This is a genomic window from Polaromonas sp. P1_G2 (assembly GCF_056405515.1).
In genome coordinates this window covers 1-16678 of sequence record NZ_JBFUBY010000015.1, presented here as the reverse complement: position 1 = coordinate 16678, position 16678 = coordinate 1, and the positions used below count along the sequence as shown (strand labels likewise).

Annotated in this window: 16 protein-coding genes; 9 read left to right on the top strand and 7 right to left on the bottom strand. The window is 63.7% G+C overall.

The window, feature by feature from the left end:
• Positions 1–3: 3 nt before the first annotated feature.
• Positions 4–672, bottom strand: a complete 669-nt coding sequence (locus AC1D0P_RS03225) for a DsbA family oxidoreductase (RefSeq protein WP_477675370.1) — start codon at positions 670–672, stop codon at positions 4–6.
• Between the two features lie 253 nt (positions 673–925).
• Here AC1D0P_RS03225 and AC1D0P_RS03220 point away from each other — a divergent pair, with 253 nt between their 5' ends.
• Both AC1D0P_RS03220 and AC1D0P_RS03215 read left to right on the top strand, forming a co-directional pair.
• Positions 926–2881, top strand: a complete 1956-nt coding sequence (locus AC1D0P_RS03220) for a PhoX family protein (protein WP_477675369.1) — start codon at positions 926–928, stop codon at positions 2879–2881.
• A gap of 172 nt (positions 2882–3053) precedes the next feature.
• On the top strand, positions 3054–4103 hold the full coding sequence (locus AC1D0P_RS03215) for an Ldh family oxidoreductase (protein ID WP_477675368.1): 1050 nt from the start codon (positions 3054–3056) through the stop codon (positions 4101–4103).
• 18 nt (positions 4104–4121) lie between these two features.
• On the opposite strand, the gene AC1D0P_RS03210 is transcribed toward AC1D0P_RS03215, so the two are convergent.
• From AC1D0P_RS03210 to AC1D0P_RS03200, 3 genes are all read right to left on the bottom strand, one after another.
• Positions 4122–5612: a tripartite tricarboxylate transporter permease gene (locus tag AC1D0P_RS03210; protein WP_477675367.1), complete on the bottom strand. Its 1491-nt coding sequence runs from the start codon at positions 5610–5612 to the stop codon at positions 4122–4124.
• A 51-nt stretch (positions 5613–5663) separates the two neighbouring features.
• Positions 5664–6137, bottom strand: coding sequence for a tripartite tricarboxylate transporter TctB family protein (locus AC1D0P_RS03205; protein ID WP_477675366.1), 474 nt, complete (start codon positions 6135–6137; stop codon positions 5664–5666).
• A gap of 85 nt (positions 6138–6222) precedes the next feature.
• Complete coding sequence (locus AC1D0P_RS03200) at positions 6223–7215, bottom strand: tripartite tricarboxylate transporter substrate binding protein (protein ID WP_477675365.1); 993 nt, start codon at positions 7213–7215, stop codon at positions 6223–6225.
• A gap of 487 nt (positions 7216–7702) precedes the next feature.
• On the opposite strand from AC1D0P_RS03200, the gene xylF reads away from it, so the two are divergent.
• From xylF to AC1D0P_RS03175, 5 genes are all read left to right on the top strand, one after another.
• Positions 7703–8719 carry a D-xylose ABC transporter substrate-binding protein gene (gene xylF, locus AC1D0P_RS03195; RefSeq protein ID WP_477675364.1) on the top strand — a complete coding sequence of 339 codons (1017 nt, stop codon included), beginning with the start codon at positions 7703–7705 and terminating at the stop codon, positions 8717–8719.
• A gap of 98 nt (positions 8720–8817) precedes the next feature.
• Positions 8818–10005 (top strand): sugar ABC transporter permease, encoded by a 1188-nt coding sequence (locus AC1D0P_RS03190; RefSeq protein ID WP_477675363.1) that lies wholly within the window; start codon positions 8818–8820, stop codon positions 10003–10005.
• A gap of 1 nt (position 10006) precedes the next feature.
• Positions 10007–10804, top strand: a complete 798-nt coding sequence (locus tag AC1D0P_RS03185) for an ATP-binding cassette domain-containing protein (protein ID WP_477675362.1) — start codon at positions 10007–10009, stop codon at positions 10802–10804.
• A gap of 15 nt (positions 10805–10819) precedes the next feature.
• Positions 10820–12016, top strand: a complete 1197-nt coding sequence (locus tag AC1D0P_RS03180) for an ROK family protein (protein WP_477675361.1) — start codon at positions 10820–10822, stop codon at positions 12014–12016.
• A 90-nt stretch (positions 12017–12106) separates the two neighbouring features.
• A complete protein-coding gene (locus AC1D0P_RS03175) occupies positions 12107–12277 on the top strand; it encodes a hypothetical protein (RefSeq protein WP_175456022.1) in 171 nt (56 codons plus the stop codon).
• 217 nt (positions 12278–12494) lie between these two features.
• Here AC1D0P_RS03175 and AC1D0P_RS03170 read toward each other — a convergent pair whose 3' ends face one another.
• Together AC1D0P_RS03170 and AC1D0P_RS03165 are read right to left on the bottom strand one after the other, a co-directional pair.
• Positions 12495–13169, bottom strand: coding sequence for a hypothetical protein (locus AC1D0P_RS03170; RefSeq protein WP_477675360.1), 675 nt, complete (start codon positions 13167–13169; stop codon positions 12495–12497).
• A 124-nt stretch (positions 13170–13293) separates the two neighbouring features.
• Positions 13294–13809: a MarR family winged helix-turn-helix transcriptional regulator gene (locus AC1D0P_RS03165; protein WP_477675359.1), complete on the bottom strand. Its 516-nt coding sequence runs from the start codon at positions 13807–13809 to the stop codon at positions 13294–13296.
• 61 nt (positions 13810–13870) lie between these two features.
• Between AC1D0P_RS03165 and AC1D0P_RS03160 the strand changes: the two genes are divergently transcribed.
• Positions 13871–14275: a GFA family protein gene (locus AC1D0P_RS03160; RefSeq protein WP_477675358.1), complete on the top strand. Its 405-nt coding sequence runs from the start codon at positions 13871–13873 to the stop codon at positions 14273–14275.
• A gap of 31 nt (positions 14276–14306) precedes the next feature.
• Here AC1D0P_RS03160 and AC1D0P_RS03155 read toward each other — a convergent pair whose 3' ends face one another.
• Positions 14307–15470, bottom strand: coding sequence for an acyl-CoA dehydrogenase family protein (locus tag AC1D0P_RS03155; RefSeq protein WP_477675357.1), 1164 nt, complete (start codon positions 15468–15470; stop codon positions 14307–14309).
• Between the two features lie 132 nt (positions 15471–15602).
• On the opposite strand from AC1D0P_RS03155, the gene AC1D0P_RS03150 reads away from it, so the two are divergent.
• Positions 15603–16678: acetyl-CoA C-acetyltransferase (locus AC1D0P_RS03150; RefSeq protein WP_477675356.1), on the top strand; the 1076-nt coding region annotated here is incomplete at its 3' end.

Genomic DNA, 16678 nt, shown 5'->3' with positions numbered 1-16678 from the left:
CCGTTAAGCACCGGCAGCGATCTGCCTCAAAGCCTGCTCAAACACTTCCACCGGTTGCCCGCCGGAAATCAGGTGGCGGTCATTGATGATGACGGCCGGCACCGAATGGATGCCCTGGGTCAGGTAGAACTGTTCGCGTTCGCGCACCTCGCGCGCGTACTCGCCTGAAGCCAGCACTTCCCGTGCACGGGCCTCATCCAGGCCTGCCTCCACAGCCGCCTTCACCAGCACCTCGTGCGAGGCCGGGCTCTGGCCGTCGGTGAAATAGGTTCTAAACAGCAACTCCTTGAGCGCCTTCTGCTTGCCCGCGCCTTCGAGCTCGGCCCAGTGCAGCAGCCGGTGCGCGTCAAAGGTGTTGTAGATGCGGCTGCGCCCGCCGCCGGGCTCGTCGGCCATGCTGAACTTGAAGCCGACCTGCGCGCCGCGGGCGCGTATGTTCTCGCGGTTGGCCTGAGCCTGCCCGGCCGAGATACCGTATTTCTGGGTGATGTGCTCGGTGATCTCCTGGCCCTCGGGCGCCATCTTGGGGTTGAGCTCAAAGGGTTGGAAATGCAGTTCGGCCTGGATGTCGCCGCGCACACGCTCCAGCGCCTGGTCCAGCGACTTCAGGCCAATCACGCACCAGGGGCAGGAAACATCGGACACAAAATCGATCTTGAGTTGGGTGGTCATGGGACTAGTCTTGGGAGTTGTTCTGCTTCTGCGTTAGCCGGATTTTGGCCCGCAATGGCTCAGCTTGCGGTGCGCCCCGGGATATTCAAGTACCCGATGCGTGGTTAATCCACGGGCGCCGCCGCAGGCCGGAGCCTTCTATGGCAGCTCGTTTCAAGAAACTGTCACACAAGCTTCCTAAGATTCCCGCAGCGCAGCATGACCGCAGCTTCGCGATCATCCCCACCTGAAGAAAAACTGGAAAACACCAATAATGTCCGACCTGGCCACCCCCTCCCTCCCGTCCCGCCGCACCGCCCTGAAGTTCCTGGCCACCGCGCCCATGCTGCCGCTGGGCGCCCTGGCCTCCAGCAGCCTGCTGTCGGGCTGCGCCACCAGCGGCCCCGCCGCCGCCGGCAATTACCTGTCTTCAAGCTTCACGTCCATGGCCGCGCCCTCGCTGGCCGACACGGCCGCCATGGCCACCACCACCGTGGGTTCCAGCCTCCAGGTCCGCCTCAAAGACAACAGCACGCAAAGCTACAAGCTCGCCTACCAGCCTTTCTTCGTCACCGGCGACATGGTGCCGGACGGCAAGGGCGGCACCATCCTGAGCGGCGGCTATGTGGACATCAACAACCAGCCCATCATCGACCGCTCGGTGCCCGGCAAGGAACGCCAGATGTTCTCCGACTCGCCCGACGGCACCTCGCTGCTGGGCCTGCCCAATGCCAACGTGCCCGGCGTCAAGGGCAAGGCGGTCTTCGCCGTCGTGCAGTTTGAATACACCACGCGCGACCAGGCCGGCGCAGATGCCTACGGCAACCTGCCCTCGCCCATCGCCGTGCTGACGCTGGACCAGGACCCCGCCACCGGCAAGCTCAGCCTCGTGAAGTACCACAACGTTGACATGTCCAAAGCGCACGGCCTGTGGATCACCTGCGGCGCCAGCCTGTCGCCCTGGAACACCCACCTCTCCAGCGAAGAGTACGAGCCCGACGCGCCTTTCGCCGCCGAGAGCGCGCAATTCAAGAAGTTCAGCAAGAACGTCTACGGCGACGAGACCAAAGCCAATCCCTACCACTACGGCCACCTGCCTGAAGTCACCGTGCACCCCGATGGCACCGGCACGGTCAGGAAGCACTACAACATGGGCCGCATCTCGCATGAGCTGGTCCAGGTCATGCCCGACAACCGCACCGTGCTGATGGGCGACGACGCCACCAACAGCGGCCTCTTCGTCTTTGTGGCCGACCGCGAGAAAGACCTCTCGTCCGGCACGCTGTACGTCGGCAAGCTGGGCAGCGGCTTCTCGGTCGACCCGGCCGCCGAAGGCGCGAAGATCTCCTGGATCAAGCTGGGACACGCCAGCAGCGCCGAGATCGAAAAGATGGCCGACACGCTCAAGCCGGCCGACATCATGACGGTGCTCAAGGCCGACCCGTCGGACGCCAGCTTCACCAAGGTGTTCTACGGCGGCAACGCCAACTGGATCAAGGTCAAGCCCGGCATGGAAAAAGCCGCCGCCTTCCTCGAAACCCACCGCTATGCCTACCTCATGGGCGGCAGCATGGGTTTTTCCAAGATGGAAGGCACGACCGTCAACATCAAGGACAAGGTCGCCTACTCGGCACTGCAGAACATGCAGGACTCCATGGTCAAGACCGGCAAAGGCTGGAACGCGGCCAGCGGCATCGCCCTGGACAAGGCCCTGATCGCCGGCGGCGTGATGATGCACAAGCTGGACGGCGGCCAGAAAGATCTGGGCGGCAACGCCATCAACAGCGAGTGGATGCCGGTGCACACCAAGGCCCTGCTGGTCGGTGAAGACATCGCCGCCGACGCGCTGGGCAACAAGGCCAACCCCAACAAGGTCTCCAACCCCGACAACCTGAAGTTCTCGGAAAAGATGCGTACCCTCTTCATCGGTGAAGACAGCAGCACCCACGTCAACAACTTCATCTGGGCCTACAACGTCGACACGAAACAGCTGTCGCGCCTGATGTCCATGCCCTCGGGCGCCGAGGCCACCGGCCTGCACGTGGTGGACGACCTGAATGGCTGGACCTACATCATGAGCAACTTCCAGCACGCCGGTGACTGGATCCCGGCGCTGCACGGCAAGGTGCAGGCCGTGCTGGACCCGCTGGTGCGCGCGAACTACAAGGACCGCTTCGGCGCGGCCGTCGGCTACCTCACCGCCGACCCAAGCAGCATCAAGCTGGGTTAAGAGCGGAGCCGCTCTGTTTCAAGAGCTGCGACTCATCTCACCACCGTTCGCCCTGAGTTTKCCGGAGCAATCCGGCAGCCTCAGGGCGAACTGCATTGGCAAGCCCTTCTTCCCTAAAATGCCTGCAAGCCCGCGGCGCATCGCCTGGGCACCACGGCCCAACGGGAACCCCATGCACTACCGCTACAACGACCTGATCCACTACGCCCAATCCCTGCTCACCGCCGCCGGGCTTGAGCCTGCCAAGGCCACAGCGGTTGCGGAAATCCTGGTCGAAGGCGACCTGATGGGCCACAACACCCACGGCCTGGCCCTGCTGCCGGGCTACCTCGGCGAACTCGAGTCAGGCTCCATGGAAAAACTTGGAGCGCCCACCGTGCTGGCCGACCGTCCAGCCGCGCTGACCTGGGACGGCCGCCGCCTGCCCGGCCCCTGGCTGGTGCTGGAAGCCATGGCGCTGGCCGCCGAACGCGCCGCCATCCAGGGCACTTGCACCGTGGTGATACGCCGCAGCCACCACATCGCCTGCCTGGCCGCCTACCTGAAACGCGCCACCGACAAAGGCCTGCTGATGCTGCTGACCTGCTCAGACCCCAACACCGCCAGCGTCGCGCCCTTCGGCGGGCTGGATGCGGTGTTCACACCCAACCCGGTCTCGGCCGGCATTCCCACGGGCGGCGTACCGGTGCTGATGGACGTCTCCACCTCGGCCACCACCAACGGCCTGACCAACCGGCTGCACAAGGAAGGCAAGCGCCTGCCCGCCGCCTGGGTCATGGACGGCCACGGCGCGGCCAGCGACAACCCTTCCGTGCTGTTTGAAGAACCCAAGGGCACCATCCTGCCGCTAGGCGGCATGGACTCCGGCCACAAGGGCTACGGCCTCACGCTGCTGGTCGAGGCCCTGACCGGCGGGCTGGCCGGCCACGGACGCGCCGACCCCAAGGAAGGCTGGGGCGCGACGGTGTTTCTGCAGATCATGGACCCGCGCGCCTTCGCCGGCCTTGATGCGTTTGAGCGGCAGACCGGCCACGTCGCCGACGCCTGCCGCGCCTCGCGCGCGGCGCGCGAAGGCACGGCCGTGCGCACGCCCGGCGAGAAAGGCATCGCGCTGGCCGCGAAGCAGAAGGAAACCGGCGTGGCGCTCTACCCGTCCATCCTGCCGGCGCTGGCCAACTGGGCCATCAAGCTCGGCGTGACGGAGCCCGCAGCCGCGAACTGAAGCGCGACGCGGCCGGGCTCAGGCCAGCCTGCGCCGCCGTAGCCGGCCCATCACCAGCGGCATGGTCCAGACCAGCAGCGTGACCACCGCCAGCGAGGCCGCGATCGGCCGGCTGACAAAGGCCATGAAGTTGCCGTCGGCCTTGATCATGGAGGTGATGAAGTTCTCCTCCAGCATGCCGCCCAGCACCACGCCCAGGATGGCGGGCGAAATCGGGAAGTCGTTTTCCTCCAGCAGGTAGGCGATCAGGCCGGCCACCAGCATCACGGCCACGTCAAACACCGAGTTGTTGATGGCGAAAGTGCCCACGATGCAGAACAGCAGGATGACGGGCATGAGGATGTTGCGCGGCACCTTGAGGATGTTCCTGGCTGCCTTGATGCACAGGATTCCCAGCGGAATCATGATGATGTTGGCCAGGATGAAGATCAGGAAAATCGCGTAGATGTTTTGCGGGTTGGTCGTGAAGAGCGTCGGCCCGGGGTTCATGTTTTTCATGTAAAGCACGCCGATCACGATGGCCGTGATGGAGTCGCCCGGGATGCCGAACACCAGCGCCGGTATCCACGCGCCGGCCAGCGCGCTGTTGTTGGCCGATCCCGATTCCACAATGCCCTCGACGTGGCCGGTGCCGAATTTTTCCGGCTCCTTTGAAAACTTCTTGCTCATTGCATAGGACATCCACGCCGCGATGTCGGCGCCGGCGCCGGGCAAGGCGCCCACCGCGGTGCCYAGCACGCTGCCGCGCAGTATCTGCACCGGGTATTTTTTTGCGAGGGCCCACTGCCCCTTGAGCACATTGCCCACCTGCTCCACCACCAGTTCGGCCGGGGGGCTGGTGTCGGCCACGTAGCGGATGATCTCCGAAATGGCGAACATGCCGATCATCATGGAAATCATGCCGATGCCGCCCATCATCTCGGCGTTGCCGAAAGTGAAGCGCGGAAAGCCGCCTGGGTTGTTCAGGCCGACGCAAGCCACCATCAGGCCCAGGAACAGGGAGATCACCCCCTTGAGCGGGCGGTCGGAGGTGATGAACACCGCGCAGGTCAGGCCCAGCAGGACCAGCCAGAAGTATTCGAAGGAGCTGAAGCGGATCGCGAAATCGGCGAGGGCCGGCGCTGCGACGATGAGCACCACGGTGCCGAACAGGCCGCCCACCGCGGAAAACACCAGGCCGGCGCCCAGCGCGACTTCAGCCTGGCCCTTGCGTGTCAGCGCGAAGGCTTCATCGGTGTACGCGGCCGACGCCGGCGTTCCCGGTATGCGCAGCAGGCAGCCCGGAATGTCGCCCGAAAAAATCGCCATGGCCGTGGCGGTCACGATGGCGGCCACCGCGGGCACCGGCGCCATGAAAAACGTCACCGGCACCAGCAGCGCGGTGGCCATGGTGGCGGTCAGGCCCGGAACGGCGCCGACAAAAAGGCCGTAAACGGCGGCGACCACCATCACCATCAGGGTGTAGGGTTCGAACACCATGAAGAAAGCCTGGCTCACTGCAGTCCACATAAGGGTCAGCTCCTGAAGCGTTGTTGCTGCGCGCGGGTTCCCGGGCGCGGCCTACCAGCTGTAGTTGACAAGAATGCCCCACGGCAGCGGCACACGCAGCAGCTTGTAAAACATGAAGTGAATGACCAGCGTGGTGACCGCGGCGACCAGCAGCGATTTGCCCAGGGGCACGCGCAACACGCAGAACATGGCCCAGAGGATGAGCGTGGCCGTGGGCAGAAAGCCCAGCTTTTCTACCGCGAAGATGTAAAACAGCACCGAAGCCACCAGCAGCACAAAGCCCGCCACATGCCGCGGGGACCGCGTCCAGTCGCCGGGCAGCACCCAGGGCGCTGCCTTGCGCGCACGCCAGCCGCGCACGATCAGGACCAGGCCGCAGACAAGAATGCTGGTGGCGACCAGTCCGGGAAACAAGGCGGGGCCCACCTGCTGGCCCGGGATCGTCGGGTAGGACTTGACCGTGAAGAGGACCAGCGCTCCGAGGATGGCCAGGACCAGCCCGAAGAAGGCGTCATTGATTTTCATGCGAAGGCTTTCGGGTCGGGCCGGAAACCGGGAAGGGCAAGCCCTCCGGCTTCCGCGCGTTGGAAATGCCGCGCCGCAAGGCGGCTTACTTGGCGATGCCCACGGCCTTCATCGTCGCGCCGAGTTCGGCATCCGACTTGGCCATGAATTTGGCGAAATCGTCGGGTCCCGCGTAGATCACGCCGAAGCCGCGGGTCGCCATGAAATCGGTGTACTCCTTGCTGGCCACGATCTTCCTGAGGGCCCCACTGATCTTGTCGCGCGCCTCTGCTGGTATGCCCTTGGGCGCGACGATGCCGCGCCACGCGGCCATGGTCCAGTCGCTGCCGGTCGCGGCCTTGAGCGTGGGCACGTTCGGGTACAGCGCCGAGGGCTTGTCGTTCATGATCACCAGGCTTTTGACCTTGCCGGCATCGATCAGCGAGCGCGCTTCTGGCAGCGACACCGGCGCGATCTCGACACCGCCGGCGATCATGTCCTGCAGGCCCGGGGCCGCGCCGTTGCTGGGAACCCAGGGCACCGCGGCCGGGTCGATTTTCTGGTCGCGCAGCATGCCCGCGATGGCCAGGTGCCAGATACCGCCCTGCCCGGTCCCGGACGCCTTGAACTTGCCGGGGTTGGCCTTGACGGCGGCCAGCAGGTCGTTGATGGTTTTATACGGCGCATCCGCCCGCACCTGCACGCCGGCCGGGTCGGCATTGACCAGGCCCAGCGGCGTGTAGGACGCACCGGAGAGCTCGGTCAGGCCTTGCCAGTGCATCATGCTGATCTCGACCGTGGCCATGCCGATGGTGTAGCCGTCCGCGGGAGCCGAGGCGATGGCGGCATGGCCCACCACGCCGTTGCCGCCGGTGCGGTTGACCACGGTGACCGGCTGGCCGAGTTCTTTTTCGAGCAGGCTTCCCACGATGCGGGCCGTGGCATCCGTGCCGCCGCCCGCGCCCCAGGGCACGATCAGCGTCACCGGGCGGCTCGGGTAGCCCTGCGCGGCAACCGGAAGCGCGGCGGCAGCCAGTGCCAGGCAGGCCGCTGCGCCGGCGGCGCGTGCAACAAAGGAACGACGGGAAGGGGCGAGCATCGATGTCTCCTTGGATGGCACGGGAGGGACCCGTGTGTTTTTGAAGTCACTCACTGAAGTCATTCACGCGGCAGGCAAGCTGCCTTGCGAAGCCGCTGACTCTAGAACAATTGCCATCCCGGGGCACTAGGGTGAACCATGGTAAACGTATGACGATTGACAAATGCTCACATCCCACCCTGCCCGCACTGGCCGGCTGGGCTATCAAGCACGGTGCGGCGAGCCGCTTGCCGCCCCCTGAAGCGCAGGTTTTTCGCAAGAGAACCGGCCGCTTAGCACCTTGGCATTACAGAAACTTTCCAAAACGCCCATGCAGCCTCGCATGCCGGGGGTTTCTCCCTAGACGCGGAATTTTTCAGCCTCCACATAATTAGTGCGTCGTTCAAACTAATTGCAAAGTGCTGCGTTTGCAGCGGAACGATGACCGGGATTCAGTTGAGTTTTAAAAACCACATGCCTGATCTGGGCAGAACCATCGGAGACACAAATGAAATTAAAAGCATCTCTTACTGCAATGGCACTCAGCCTGGCCGCCGCCGGCGCATTTGCGCAGGTGACGGTGGGCGTCAGCTGGTCCAACTTCCAGGAGGAACGCTGGAAAACCGACGAGACCGCCATCAAGACGCAGCTTGAAAAGCTGGGCGCCAAGTACATCAGCGCGGATGCCGCCGGCTCTCCCGAAAAACAACTGGCGGACATTGACGGGCTGATGGCCAAGGGCGCCAAGGTCCTGATCGTGCTGGCCATGGACAAGGACGCCATCCTGCCCGCCGTGAACAAAGCTACCAAGCAAAAAGTGCCGGTCATCGCCTACGACCGCCTGATCGAGGCGCCCGGCGTGTTCTACATCACCTTCGACAACAAGGAAGTCGGCCGCATGCAGGCGCGTGCCGTGTTCCAGGCCAAGCCCAAGGGCAACTACGTGATGATCAAGGGCTCCCCCACCGACCCGAATGCCAATTTCCTGCGCGAGGGCCAGCAGGAAATCATTGACGCCGCCGTCAAGAAAGGCGACATCAAGATCGTGGGCGAGGAATACACCGAAGGCTGGAAACCCGAAGTCGCGCAGAAAAACATGGAGCAGATCCTGACCAAGAACGGCGGCAAGGTCGATGCCGTGGTCGCCTCCAATGACGGCACCGCCGGCGGTGTCGTGGCGGCGCTGAGTTCCAAGGGCCTCAAGGGTGTGCCGGTGTCGGGCCAGGACGGCGACTTTGCCGCCCTGAACCGCGTGGCCCTGGGCACCCAGACCGTGTCGGTATGGAAAGATGCGCGCGACCTCGGCAAACAGGCGGCCAGCGCGGCCGTCAGCCTGGGCGCCGGCAAAAAAGTCGAAGGCGCGACCTCCTGGAACGGTGGCGAGAAAAAGGTGGCCCTGCAGGCTCAATTCCTCAAGCCCGTGCCTGTCACCCGCGACAACCTTGACGTGGTGGTGAAGGCCGGCTGGATCAAAAAAGAGGAACTCTGCAAGGGAGTCACCGGCAACGTTGCCGCCTGCAAGTAAGCAAGTAACACAGCTTTCAACCACCTGCTCCCCGTCCTGCGCAAGCAGGCAAGGCAACCGGCCCGCGGGTTGCCGGGGAGCACTGCACCCTCAAGACCATGCAACTTCCTGCCCGATTCCTGCACAACGCCGCCGTCGACTGGCGGCTGGTATTCATGGGGTGCGTGCTCGCCGTCCTGGCGGGCGTATTCCAGGCCCTGTCGGGCGGCATTTTCCTGTCGCCTGAAAACCTCTACAACATCGCCCAGCAAACCGCCGTGGTGGGCATCGTGTCCACCGTCATGGTCCTGATCATCGTGGCACGGCATATCGACCTGTCGGTCGGCTCGGTGATCGGTTTTGTCGGCGTCCTCATCGCCTATCTTCAATACACCCTGGGATGGTCCTGGCCGGCGGCGTCACTCGCCGGGCTGGCCGCGGCGCTGGTGGTGTCGGTGTACCAGGGGTGGCTGACGGCCATGCTGGGCGTTCCGTCTTTTGTGGTCACGCTGGGGGGCTTGATGTCCCTGCGCGGCGCGGCCTTTCTGGTGGCCGACGGCAAGACCCAGCCCGTCAGCGACGAAATATTTTTGCAACTCGGCGGCGGCTATGACGGCGGCATCGGGGTGACCGCCACCTGGGTCCTGACCGCATGCGTCAGCCTGGTGCTGGTGCTTCGCATGCTGTTGCGCCGCCGCGCCTCCACACGCCACGAGATGCCCAACCAGCCCGTATGGGTGGACGTATTGCTGGTGGCCGCACCTGTGCTCCTGCTGACCGCATTTGCCGCGGCCATGAACAGCTACCTGGTCCCCAACAAGGACGCGCCCCAGGGTATCCCGATCCCGGTGCTGATCTGGGCAGCCGTGGCGGTGGTGATGTCCTTCATCTCCCAACGGACCCGTTTCGGCCGCTATGTCTACGCCATGGGTGGCAACCCCGATGCCGCGGTGCTGGTCGGCATCCCGGTCAAGCGGGTCACGCTCATGCTGTTTGCCCTGCTTGGCGTGCTCATCACCATCGCGGCCATCGTGTCGGTGGCCCGCCTGAACGCTGGCACCAATTCGCTGGGCACCGGTATGGAACTGTTCGTCATTGCCGCCGCCGTGATCGGCGGTACCGCGCTGGCCGGCGGCAGCGGCACCATCATCGGCTCGGTGCTTGGCGCGCTCATCATGCAGTCGCTCGATAGCGGCATGCTGCTGCTGGATGTCTCCATCGGAAAACGCATGATCATCATCGGGCAGGTGCTGATTGTCGCGGTAGTCTTCGACGTGCTCTATCGCAAGTGGGTGCAGGAAAGCTGACATGCAAACCATGCAAACCACCCAAGCCACCACTGAACCCCTGGTCGAATTCAAGGACATCCGCAAGGCCTTTGGCGGCGTCCATGCCGTGGACGGCGTGAACCTGAACCTGTACGCCGGCGAGGTTGTCGCCGTGCTGGGCCACAACGGCGCCGGCAAATCAACGCTGATGAAAATGCTGGCCGGCGCTTTCCCGATCGATTCGGGCGAGATCCATGTGATGGGGCAGAAAGTGAATCTGCGGAGCCCGGCCGATGCGCAGCAGCAGGGCATCGAAACCATCTACCAGACGCTGGCCCTCGCCGACAAYCTGGATGCCGTGGCCAACCTGTTCCTGGGCCGCGAAAAAATGACGGCGTGGAACACCCTGGACGACTACTTCATGGAGGCTCAGGCACGCAAGGTGTTCGGCCGCCTGAACAAGAACTTCACCAACATCCATACCCCGGTGCGGCGCCTGTCGGGCGGGCAGCGCCAGGTGGTGGCAATCTCGCGCGCCATCTATTTCAATGCCCGCATCCTGGTCATGGACGAACCCTGCGCCGCCCTGGGCCCGGAGGAGTCCGCCATGGTGGCCAGGCTGGTGCTCCAGCTCAAGGCCGAAGGCGTGGGCATTTTCCTGATCACGCACGACATGCAGGATGTCTTTTCGCTCAGCGACCGCCTCTCGGTGATGAAAAACGGCCGCATGGTCGGCACTTACCGCACGGCCGACCTGAACGAAGACCAGATCCTCGGCATGATCATCGCCGGCAAGCAGCCGGAAGGACGCGCGCAGGCGCCCCACCGCATCGACTGAACCATGCCAACGGCCATGAAAACCACAGGTGACCAGCAGCTCGTCAAGCGCATCAATCGCAGCGTGCTGATGCGCCTGCTGCGCAACCAGCCGGGCCGCTCGCGCGCGCAACTGGCCAACTACAGCGGCTTGACCAAGTCGACCGTCAGCCTGCTGGTGCGCGAACTCATCGACGAAGGCTGGCTCAGTGAAATCAGCATGGCCGCCGCCAATGGCGTCGGGCGGCCCTCCACTCCCCTGCAAATCGACTGCCGGTCGCGCGGCCTGATTGGCGTGGAAGTGGCGGTCGATACCTTGCGGGTAGCCAGCGTGTCGCTGCTGGGGCAGGTGCTGTGGTCAACGCAGGAGCCTTTGCGCAGCACCCGGCCGCAGGACGTCTGCAGCCGGATCGCCCAGCTCACGGTGACGGCCCAGGAGCAGCTGGTGTCGCGCGGCGCGCAACTCTCGGGTATCGGCATCGGCCTGCCCGGCGCGTTTGACGAGGCCACCGGCGTGGTCCGCTTTGCCCCCAACCTTGGCTGGCGCAACGTCGACTTTTTGCCGCAGATCACCCAGGCATTGGTGCATGCGGGCCTGCCCCCGGTACCGGTGCACGTACAAAACGAAGCCGACACCGCCGCGCTGAGCGAATACGAGTTTTCCGAAAACGACGGCAAGGACTCGCTGATTTTTGTGAGCTGTGATGTCGGCGTGGGCGCGGGCATCGTGCTCAACGACCGCTTGTTCACCGGCATGCGGGGCATGGCCGGCGAGATCGGCCACAGCGTTCTGGAACTCGACGGTCCCCCTTGCTCCTGCGGACGGCGCGGGTGCGCGGAGACCTTCATCGGTTCAGGCGCCCTGGGCCAGCTGGCGAATGTCGAACGGTCAGGGCACTACCTGGGCGTGCTGCTGCAAAACCTGTGGACCACCTTCGATCCCAGCGTGCTGGTGGTGGGCGGCTCGTCATGCCACCATTTTCCCGACATGGTGAAGGTTGCCCAGGAGACGCTGCAAAACTACGCCACCGCTGCCGGCGTCGCCGCTCCCACGGTGCGCGTCGCGCGTTATGGCTTGCTGGCCTCCGCGGTGGGTGCCGCCGCCATGGTGCTGCACCAGTACCTGCGCCCCATGCATCCGACCGGCCGCCTTGCGGGCAACGGCCAGCCTGCGCGGGACCCAGCGCTGCTCCAGGCGCCGCGCACCTCGGGCGAGCCAGCCTGCGCCCGGTAGGCCTGCGCTGACACGCATCGGCGCTTTTCCCCGATAAGGCGCCACGCGCCCGGCGCGCACAGTGAAAGCACTGCATTTCTGGAGAAGAAAATGTCTTTTGCGCTGTACATGCTCGGGTTCGTGATCTTCCTGGCCGGCGTCATCTGGGGCGCCGTGGAAGCCGGTGTGCCGCATCTCTACATCGGCATAGGCGCGTTGATCTTCCTGGGCATAGGCATCTTCAGCGCCGTGAGCCGCACGCGCAGCAAAGATCCGTCCTAGGAATCTGTCGGCTTTAGTTCCTCCCGGCTCTTCCGGACGATGAGGGTATTCGGGACAAGCTCTGTAGTCCAAACGAGAGCCTGACCCGATGAGCCGATTCGTCCCTGTTGACCGAGACACCTCCTGCCAGTTTTGTCACATGCCATAACTCTCCCGGTCACGATCCCGGAATCGCCGGTCACGTTGGGTCGAAATACGGTGGCAATGAAGTGGCGATTTAAGATCCCTGGGAGGAGCTGGCCGGCCGTGAAACGTCAGACGGTTTCAGTGTGGTCCTGCACTTCGTCCAGGTCTCAGAATCAAGATATTGCTTAAGGGTACGGACATCAGAAACCGGATGTCCGCCTCGTATGGCTTTCTCCGTAACGGAAAGAGTCTTCGGCTTTGGTTCGCTCGACTCCCCCCATTCAAGTGCCGTCAATAGATTTTGTGTGAGTTCGGACAGAATTTCACTTGACTGCTCAACCTCTTCCCAACCAACCGCTAGTTGCTTGAAAACTGCAACGTTATACGCAGCGGGGTTCGCTCTGCAGTAGTCTTCTGATTGGGCTTTCCCAACAATCAAGTAGATGCTGCCCTTAAAAAAACCAATTGAGAGCGGCCGTCCATAGCCTCGCGCGTGAGACTCCAGGTCTGTGCGCCATTCAATGCGCAAAGTGGATTGTGTCAACCGCTCATCGACGATGGAGCGGTACCCGTCAGCACTGATGTGCGGCCACACGTTGTTGCGCCGCAGCTTTCGATCCACTAGAACGCGCTGCCCAGTGTTTAGGACAACCTCTTCCTTGAAGGTCCAATACTCCGGGTTTTCACAACCCTGAAGCACCACAAGCATTACCAAGGACAAGCATAGACTTCGGGCGCAATTTAAAAATACCATGAAGGTGGACATACGGTTAAGAAGGGAGGTAAATCCCTGTGTTTTTCAATAGCTTAGGCCTCATCTTCGCTCATCATGTTACGTCGACAGCACAGCGCCTCCTCAACCAACGCATCCGCTTGAACCCAGGCGGCGGCTATTCCTGCGGCGCYTCCTGCGCCATCAAGGCCCGCTGCAATTGGCCCAGCACAGCGCTCGCCGCGAGCAGCTGGGCCTCATCCATCCCCGAAGCCAAGGCATTGGCCCATACTTTCTGGCCGGCCTGTATGGCCTGCAACGCCTTGCCGCCTTTGGGCGTAAGCCGCAGCAGTTTGGCGCGCGCGTGGGCCGGATTGTCTTCATAGGCGCAGAGCCCGCCCTCCACCAGCAAATCCGCCACGCGCTGCACGCTTTGCCGCGTGAGGTTCATGGCGCGCGCGATCTGCGCCACTGACAGCGGCGCGTCCTCCACCGCAGCCAGCACCTGCCAGCGTGACGAAGTCTGCCCGGCAGGCGCGGCCAGCGCGTCACCTGCCGCAATCAACAGGCCGTTGAGCTGCATCACCTGCACCACCAGCCAGCTCAGGGTGTTGGCGGCCGGCGTGCGCTCTACCGCTTCGTTGGCAACTCTTAATTTGACAGCATGCTGTCGTTTAACTATACTTCCAGACATGACAACATTCTGTCATATCCAGCCCACCCATACACCCGCCCGCCTGAAAGGAACTCCCGCCATGCTGAAAACCTACACCGGAAGCTGCCACTGCGGCGCCGTCCGTTTTGAAGCCGACATCGACCTCGGCAAGGGCACCGGCCGCTGCAACTGCTCCATCTGCACCAAGACCCGCAACTGGGGCACCATCATCAAGCCGGACGCCTTCCGCCTGCTGGCCGGCGAGAGCGAACTGAGCGACTACCAGTTCGGCACCAAAAGCGGCCATCATTTGTTTTGCAAGCACTGCGGCGTGCGGCCTTTCGGCCGGGGATATATCGAGCAGATTGGCGGCGACTATGTCTCCATCAACATCGCCGCCCTGGACAACGCCGAGCCGGCCGAGCTCATCGACGCACCCGTCAACTACTCGGATGGGCGCAACAACGCCTGGTGGAACACCCCTGCGGAGACGCGGCACTTGTAAGAGCGGCTCTTAGGCCATTTAAAACCGGGCGCTACTTCGCGCCCAGTCCCATGGCCCGCGAAATCACCTCTTTCATGATTTCGTTGGTGCCGCCGTAAATGCGCTGCACGCGCGCGTCGGCATAAGCGCGCGTGATCGGGTACTCCCACATGTAGCCGTAGCCGCCGAAARGCTGCACGCATTCGTCCATCACCTTGCACTGCAGGTCGCTGCACCAGTACTTGGCCATGCTGGCGGTCGCGGTGTCCAGCTTGTCCTGCGCCACGAGCTCCACGCATTTATCGACAAACACGCGCGCCACCTGAACCTCGGTCTGCAGTTCGGCCAGCGTGTAGCGTGTGTTCTGGTAGCTGGCCACCGGCTGGCCGAAGACCTTGCGCTCTTTCACATAGGCCAGCGTCCAGTCGATTGCCGCCTGCGCCGAAGCCACCGCCGTGATGGCGATCTGCAGGCGCTCCCAGGGCAGCTGCTCCATCAGGCAGATAAAACCGCGGTTCTCATGCGCCTCGCCGCCCAGCAGGTTTTCCGCCGGTACCTTCACGTCGGTGAAGAACAGCTCCGAGGTGTCCTGTGCCTTCAGGCCCAGCTTTTTGAGCCGCTTGCCGGTTTCAAAGCCCGGCATGCCGCGCTCCACCAGCATCAGGCTGGTGCCCTTGGCGCCGGCCGCCGGGTTGGTCTTGGCCACCACGATGACCAGGTCGGCATGCCAGCCGTTGGTGATGAAGGTCTTGCTGCCGTTGAGCAGATAGCTGCCGTCGGGCTGCTTCAAGGCCGTGGTTTTCACGCCCTGCAGGTCCGAGCCGGCCGCGGGCTCGCTCATGGCAATGGCGCCCACCATCTCGCCGCTGGCCAGCTTCGGCAGGTACTTCTGTTTCTGCGCCTCGGTGCCGTAATGCAGGATGTAGGGCGCGACGATCTCGCTGTGCAAGCTGTAGCCAATGCCCGAGAAACCGCCGCGGCCCAGTTCCTCCATCTGGATCACCGAATACAGCTTGTCCGCGCCCGAACCGCCGTATTCCTCGGGCATGGTCATGCACAAAAAGCCGTTCTCGCCGGCCTTGTTCCAGACCTTGCGGTCCACGTAGCCCTGCTCCTCCCATTGCTCGTGGAAGGGCGCGATTTCCTTGTCCATGAAGCGCCGGAAGGCGTCGCGAAAGGCTTCGTGGTCGGTGCTGAAGAGGGTGCGTTCGATCATGGTGTCACCTGGGTAAGGCTGAGGGATAAGGCTGGGGAAGTATTTATACAAAGCGTCCGCTTTGTGAAATGAATATACTTCAACAGCCTCCCCTCCCGCATCCCCATCATCCCTGCCTTCCCGAGGAAAGCCATGAGCACCGAAGCCTTTATCTACGACGCCATCCGCACACCGCGCGGCAAGGGCAAAAAAGACGGCAGCCTGCACGAGGTCAAGCCCGTCAACCTGCTGGCCGGCGTGCTGGCCGAGCTGCAGCAGCGCAACGGCTTTGACACCGCCGCCGTCGACGACGTGGTGATGGGCGTGGTCTCGCCGGTCGGCGAACAGGGCGCGGTCATCGCCAAGGTGGCCGCGCTCAAGGCCGGCTGGGACTTCCGCGCCTCCGGCGTGCAGATCAACCGCTTTTGCGCCTCGGGCCTGGAGGCCGTGAACATGGCCGCGCAGAAAGTGCGCTCCGGCTGGGAAGAGCTGGTGGTGGCCGGCGGCGTGGAGAGCATGAGCCGCGTGCCGATCGGCGCCGACGGCGGCGCCTGGGCGCAGGACCCGGAAACCAACAGCGCCACGCTGTTCGTGCCCCAGGGCATAGGCGCCGACCTGATCGCCACGCTCGAAGGCTTCAGCCGCGCCGACGTTGATGCCTTCGCCCTCGAAAGCCAGCAGCGCGCCACCAAAGCCCGCGCCGCCGGCTATTTCGCGAATTCGGTCGTGCCGGTGAAAGACTTCCTGGGCCAGACCATCCTCGGCGAAGACGAATTCATCAAACCGCAGACCACACTCGAAGGCCTGGCCTCGCTCAAGCCCGCCTTCGACCAGCTGGGCGCCATGGGTTTTGACGCCGTGGCCTTGCAGCGCTACCCGCAGGTAGCACGCATCCACCATGTGCACCATGCCGGCAATTCCTCCGGCATCGTCGACGGCGCGGCCGCCGTGCTGGTCGGCTCGAAAGCCGGCGGCGAGAGCATGGGGCTGAAGCCGCGCGCCCGCATCAAGACGATTGCCAGCATCGGCTCCGACCCGGCTTTGATGCTGACCGGTCCGGTCGACGTCACCGAAAAGCTCTTGAAGCGCTCCGGCATGCAAATCACCGACATCGATCTCTTCGAACTCAACGAAGCCTTCGCCGCCGTCGTGCTGCGCTATATGCAGGCCTTCGACATCCCGCATGACAAGATCAACGTCAACGGCGGCGCCATCGCCATGGGCCATCC

Bases quoted from the DNA above. Each gene is read 5' to 3' on its own strand.
- AC1D0P_RS03225 (WP_477675370.1), bottom strand. From the start codon at position 672: ATGACCACCCAACTCAAGATCGATTTTGTGTCCGATGTTTCCTGCCCC.
- AC1D0P_RS03220 (WP_477675369.1), top strand. From the start codon at position 926: ATGTCCGACCTGGCCACCCCCTCCCTCCCGTCCCGCCGCACCGCCCTG.
- AC1D0P_RS03215 (WP_477675368.1), top strand. From the start codon at position 3,054: ATGCACTACCGCTACAACGACCTGATCCACTACGCCCAATCCCTGCTC.
- AC1D0P_RS03205 (WP_477675366.1), bottom strand. From the start codon at position 6,137: ATGAAAATCAATGACGCCTTCTTCGGGCTGGTCCTGGCCATCCTCGGA.
- AC1D0P_RS03200 (WP_477675365.1), bottom strand. From the start codon at position 7,215: ATGCTCGCCCCTTCCCGTCGTTCCTTTGTTGCACGCGCCGCCGGCGCA.
- xylF (WP_477675364.1), top strand. From the start codon at position 7,703: ATGAAATTAAAAGCATCTCTTACTGCAATGGCACTCAGCCTGGCCGCC.
- AC1D0P_RS03190 (WP_477675363.1), top strand. From the start codon at position 8,818: ATGCAACTTCCTGCCCGATTCCTGCACAACGCCGCCGTCGACTGGCGG.
- AC1D0P_RS03180 (WP_477675361.1), top strand. From the start codon at position 10,820: ATGAAAACCACAGGTGACCAGCAGCTCGTCAAGCGCATCAATCGCAGC.
- AC1D0P_RS03175 (WP_175456022.1), top strand. From the start codon at position 12,107: ATGTCTTTTGCGCTGTACATGCTCGGGTTCGTGATCTTCCTGGCCGGC.
- AC1D0P_RS03170 (WP_477675360.1), bottom strand. From the start codon at position 13,169: ATGTCCACCTTCATGGTATTTTTAAATTGCGCCCGAAGTCTATGCTTG.
- AC1D0P_RS03160 (WP_477675358.1), top strand. From the start codon at position 13,871: ATGCTGAAAACCTACACCGGAAGCTGCCACTGCGGCGCCGTCCGTTTT.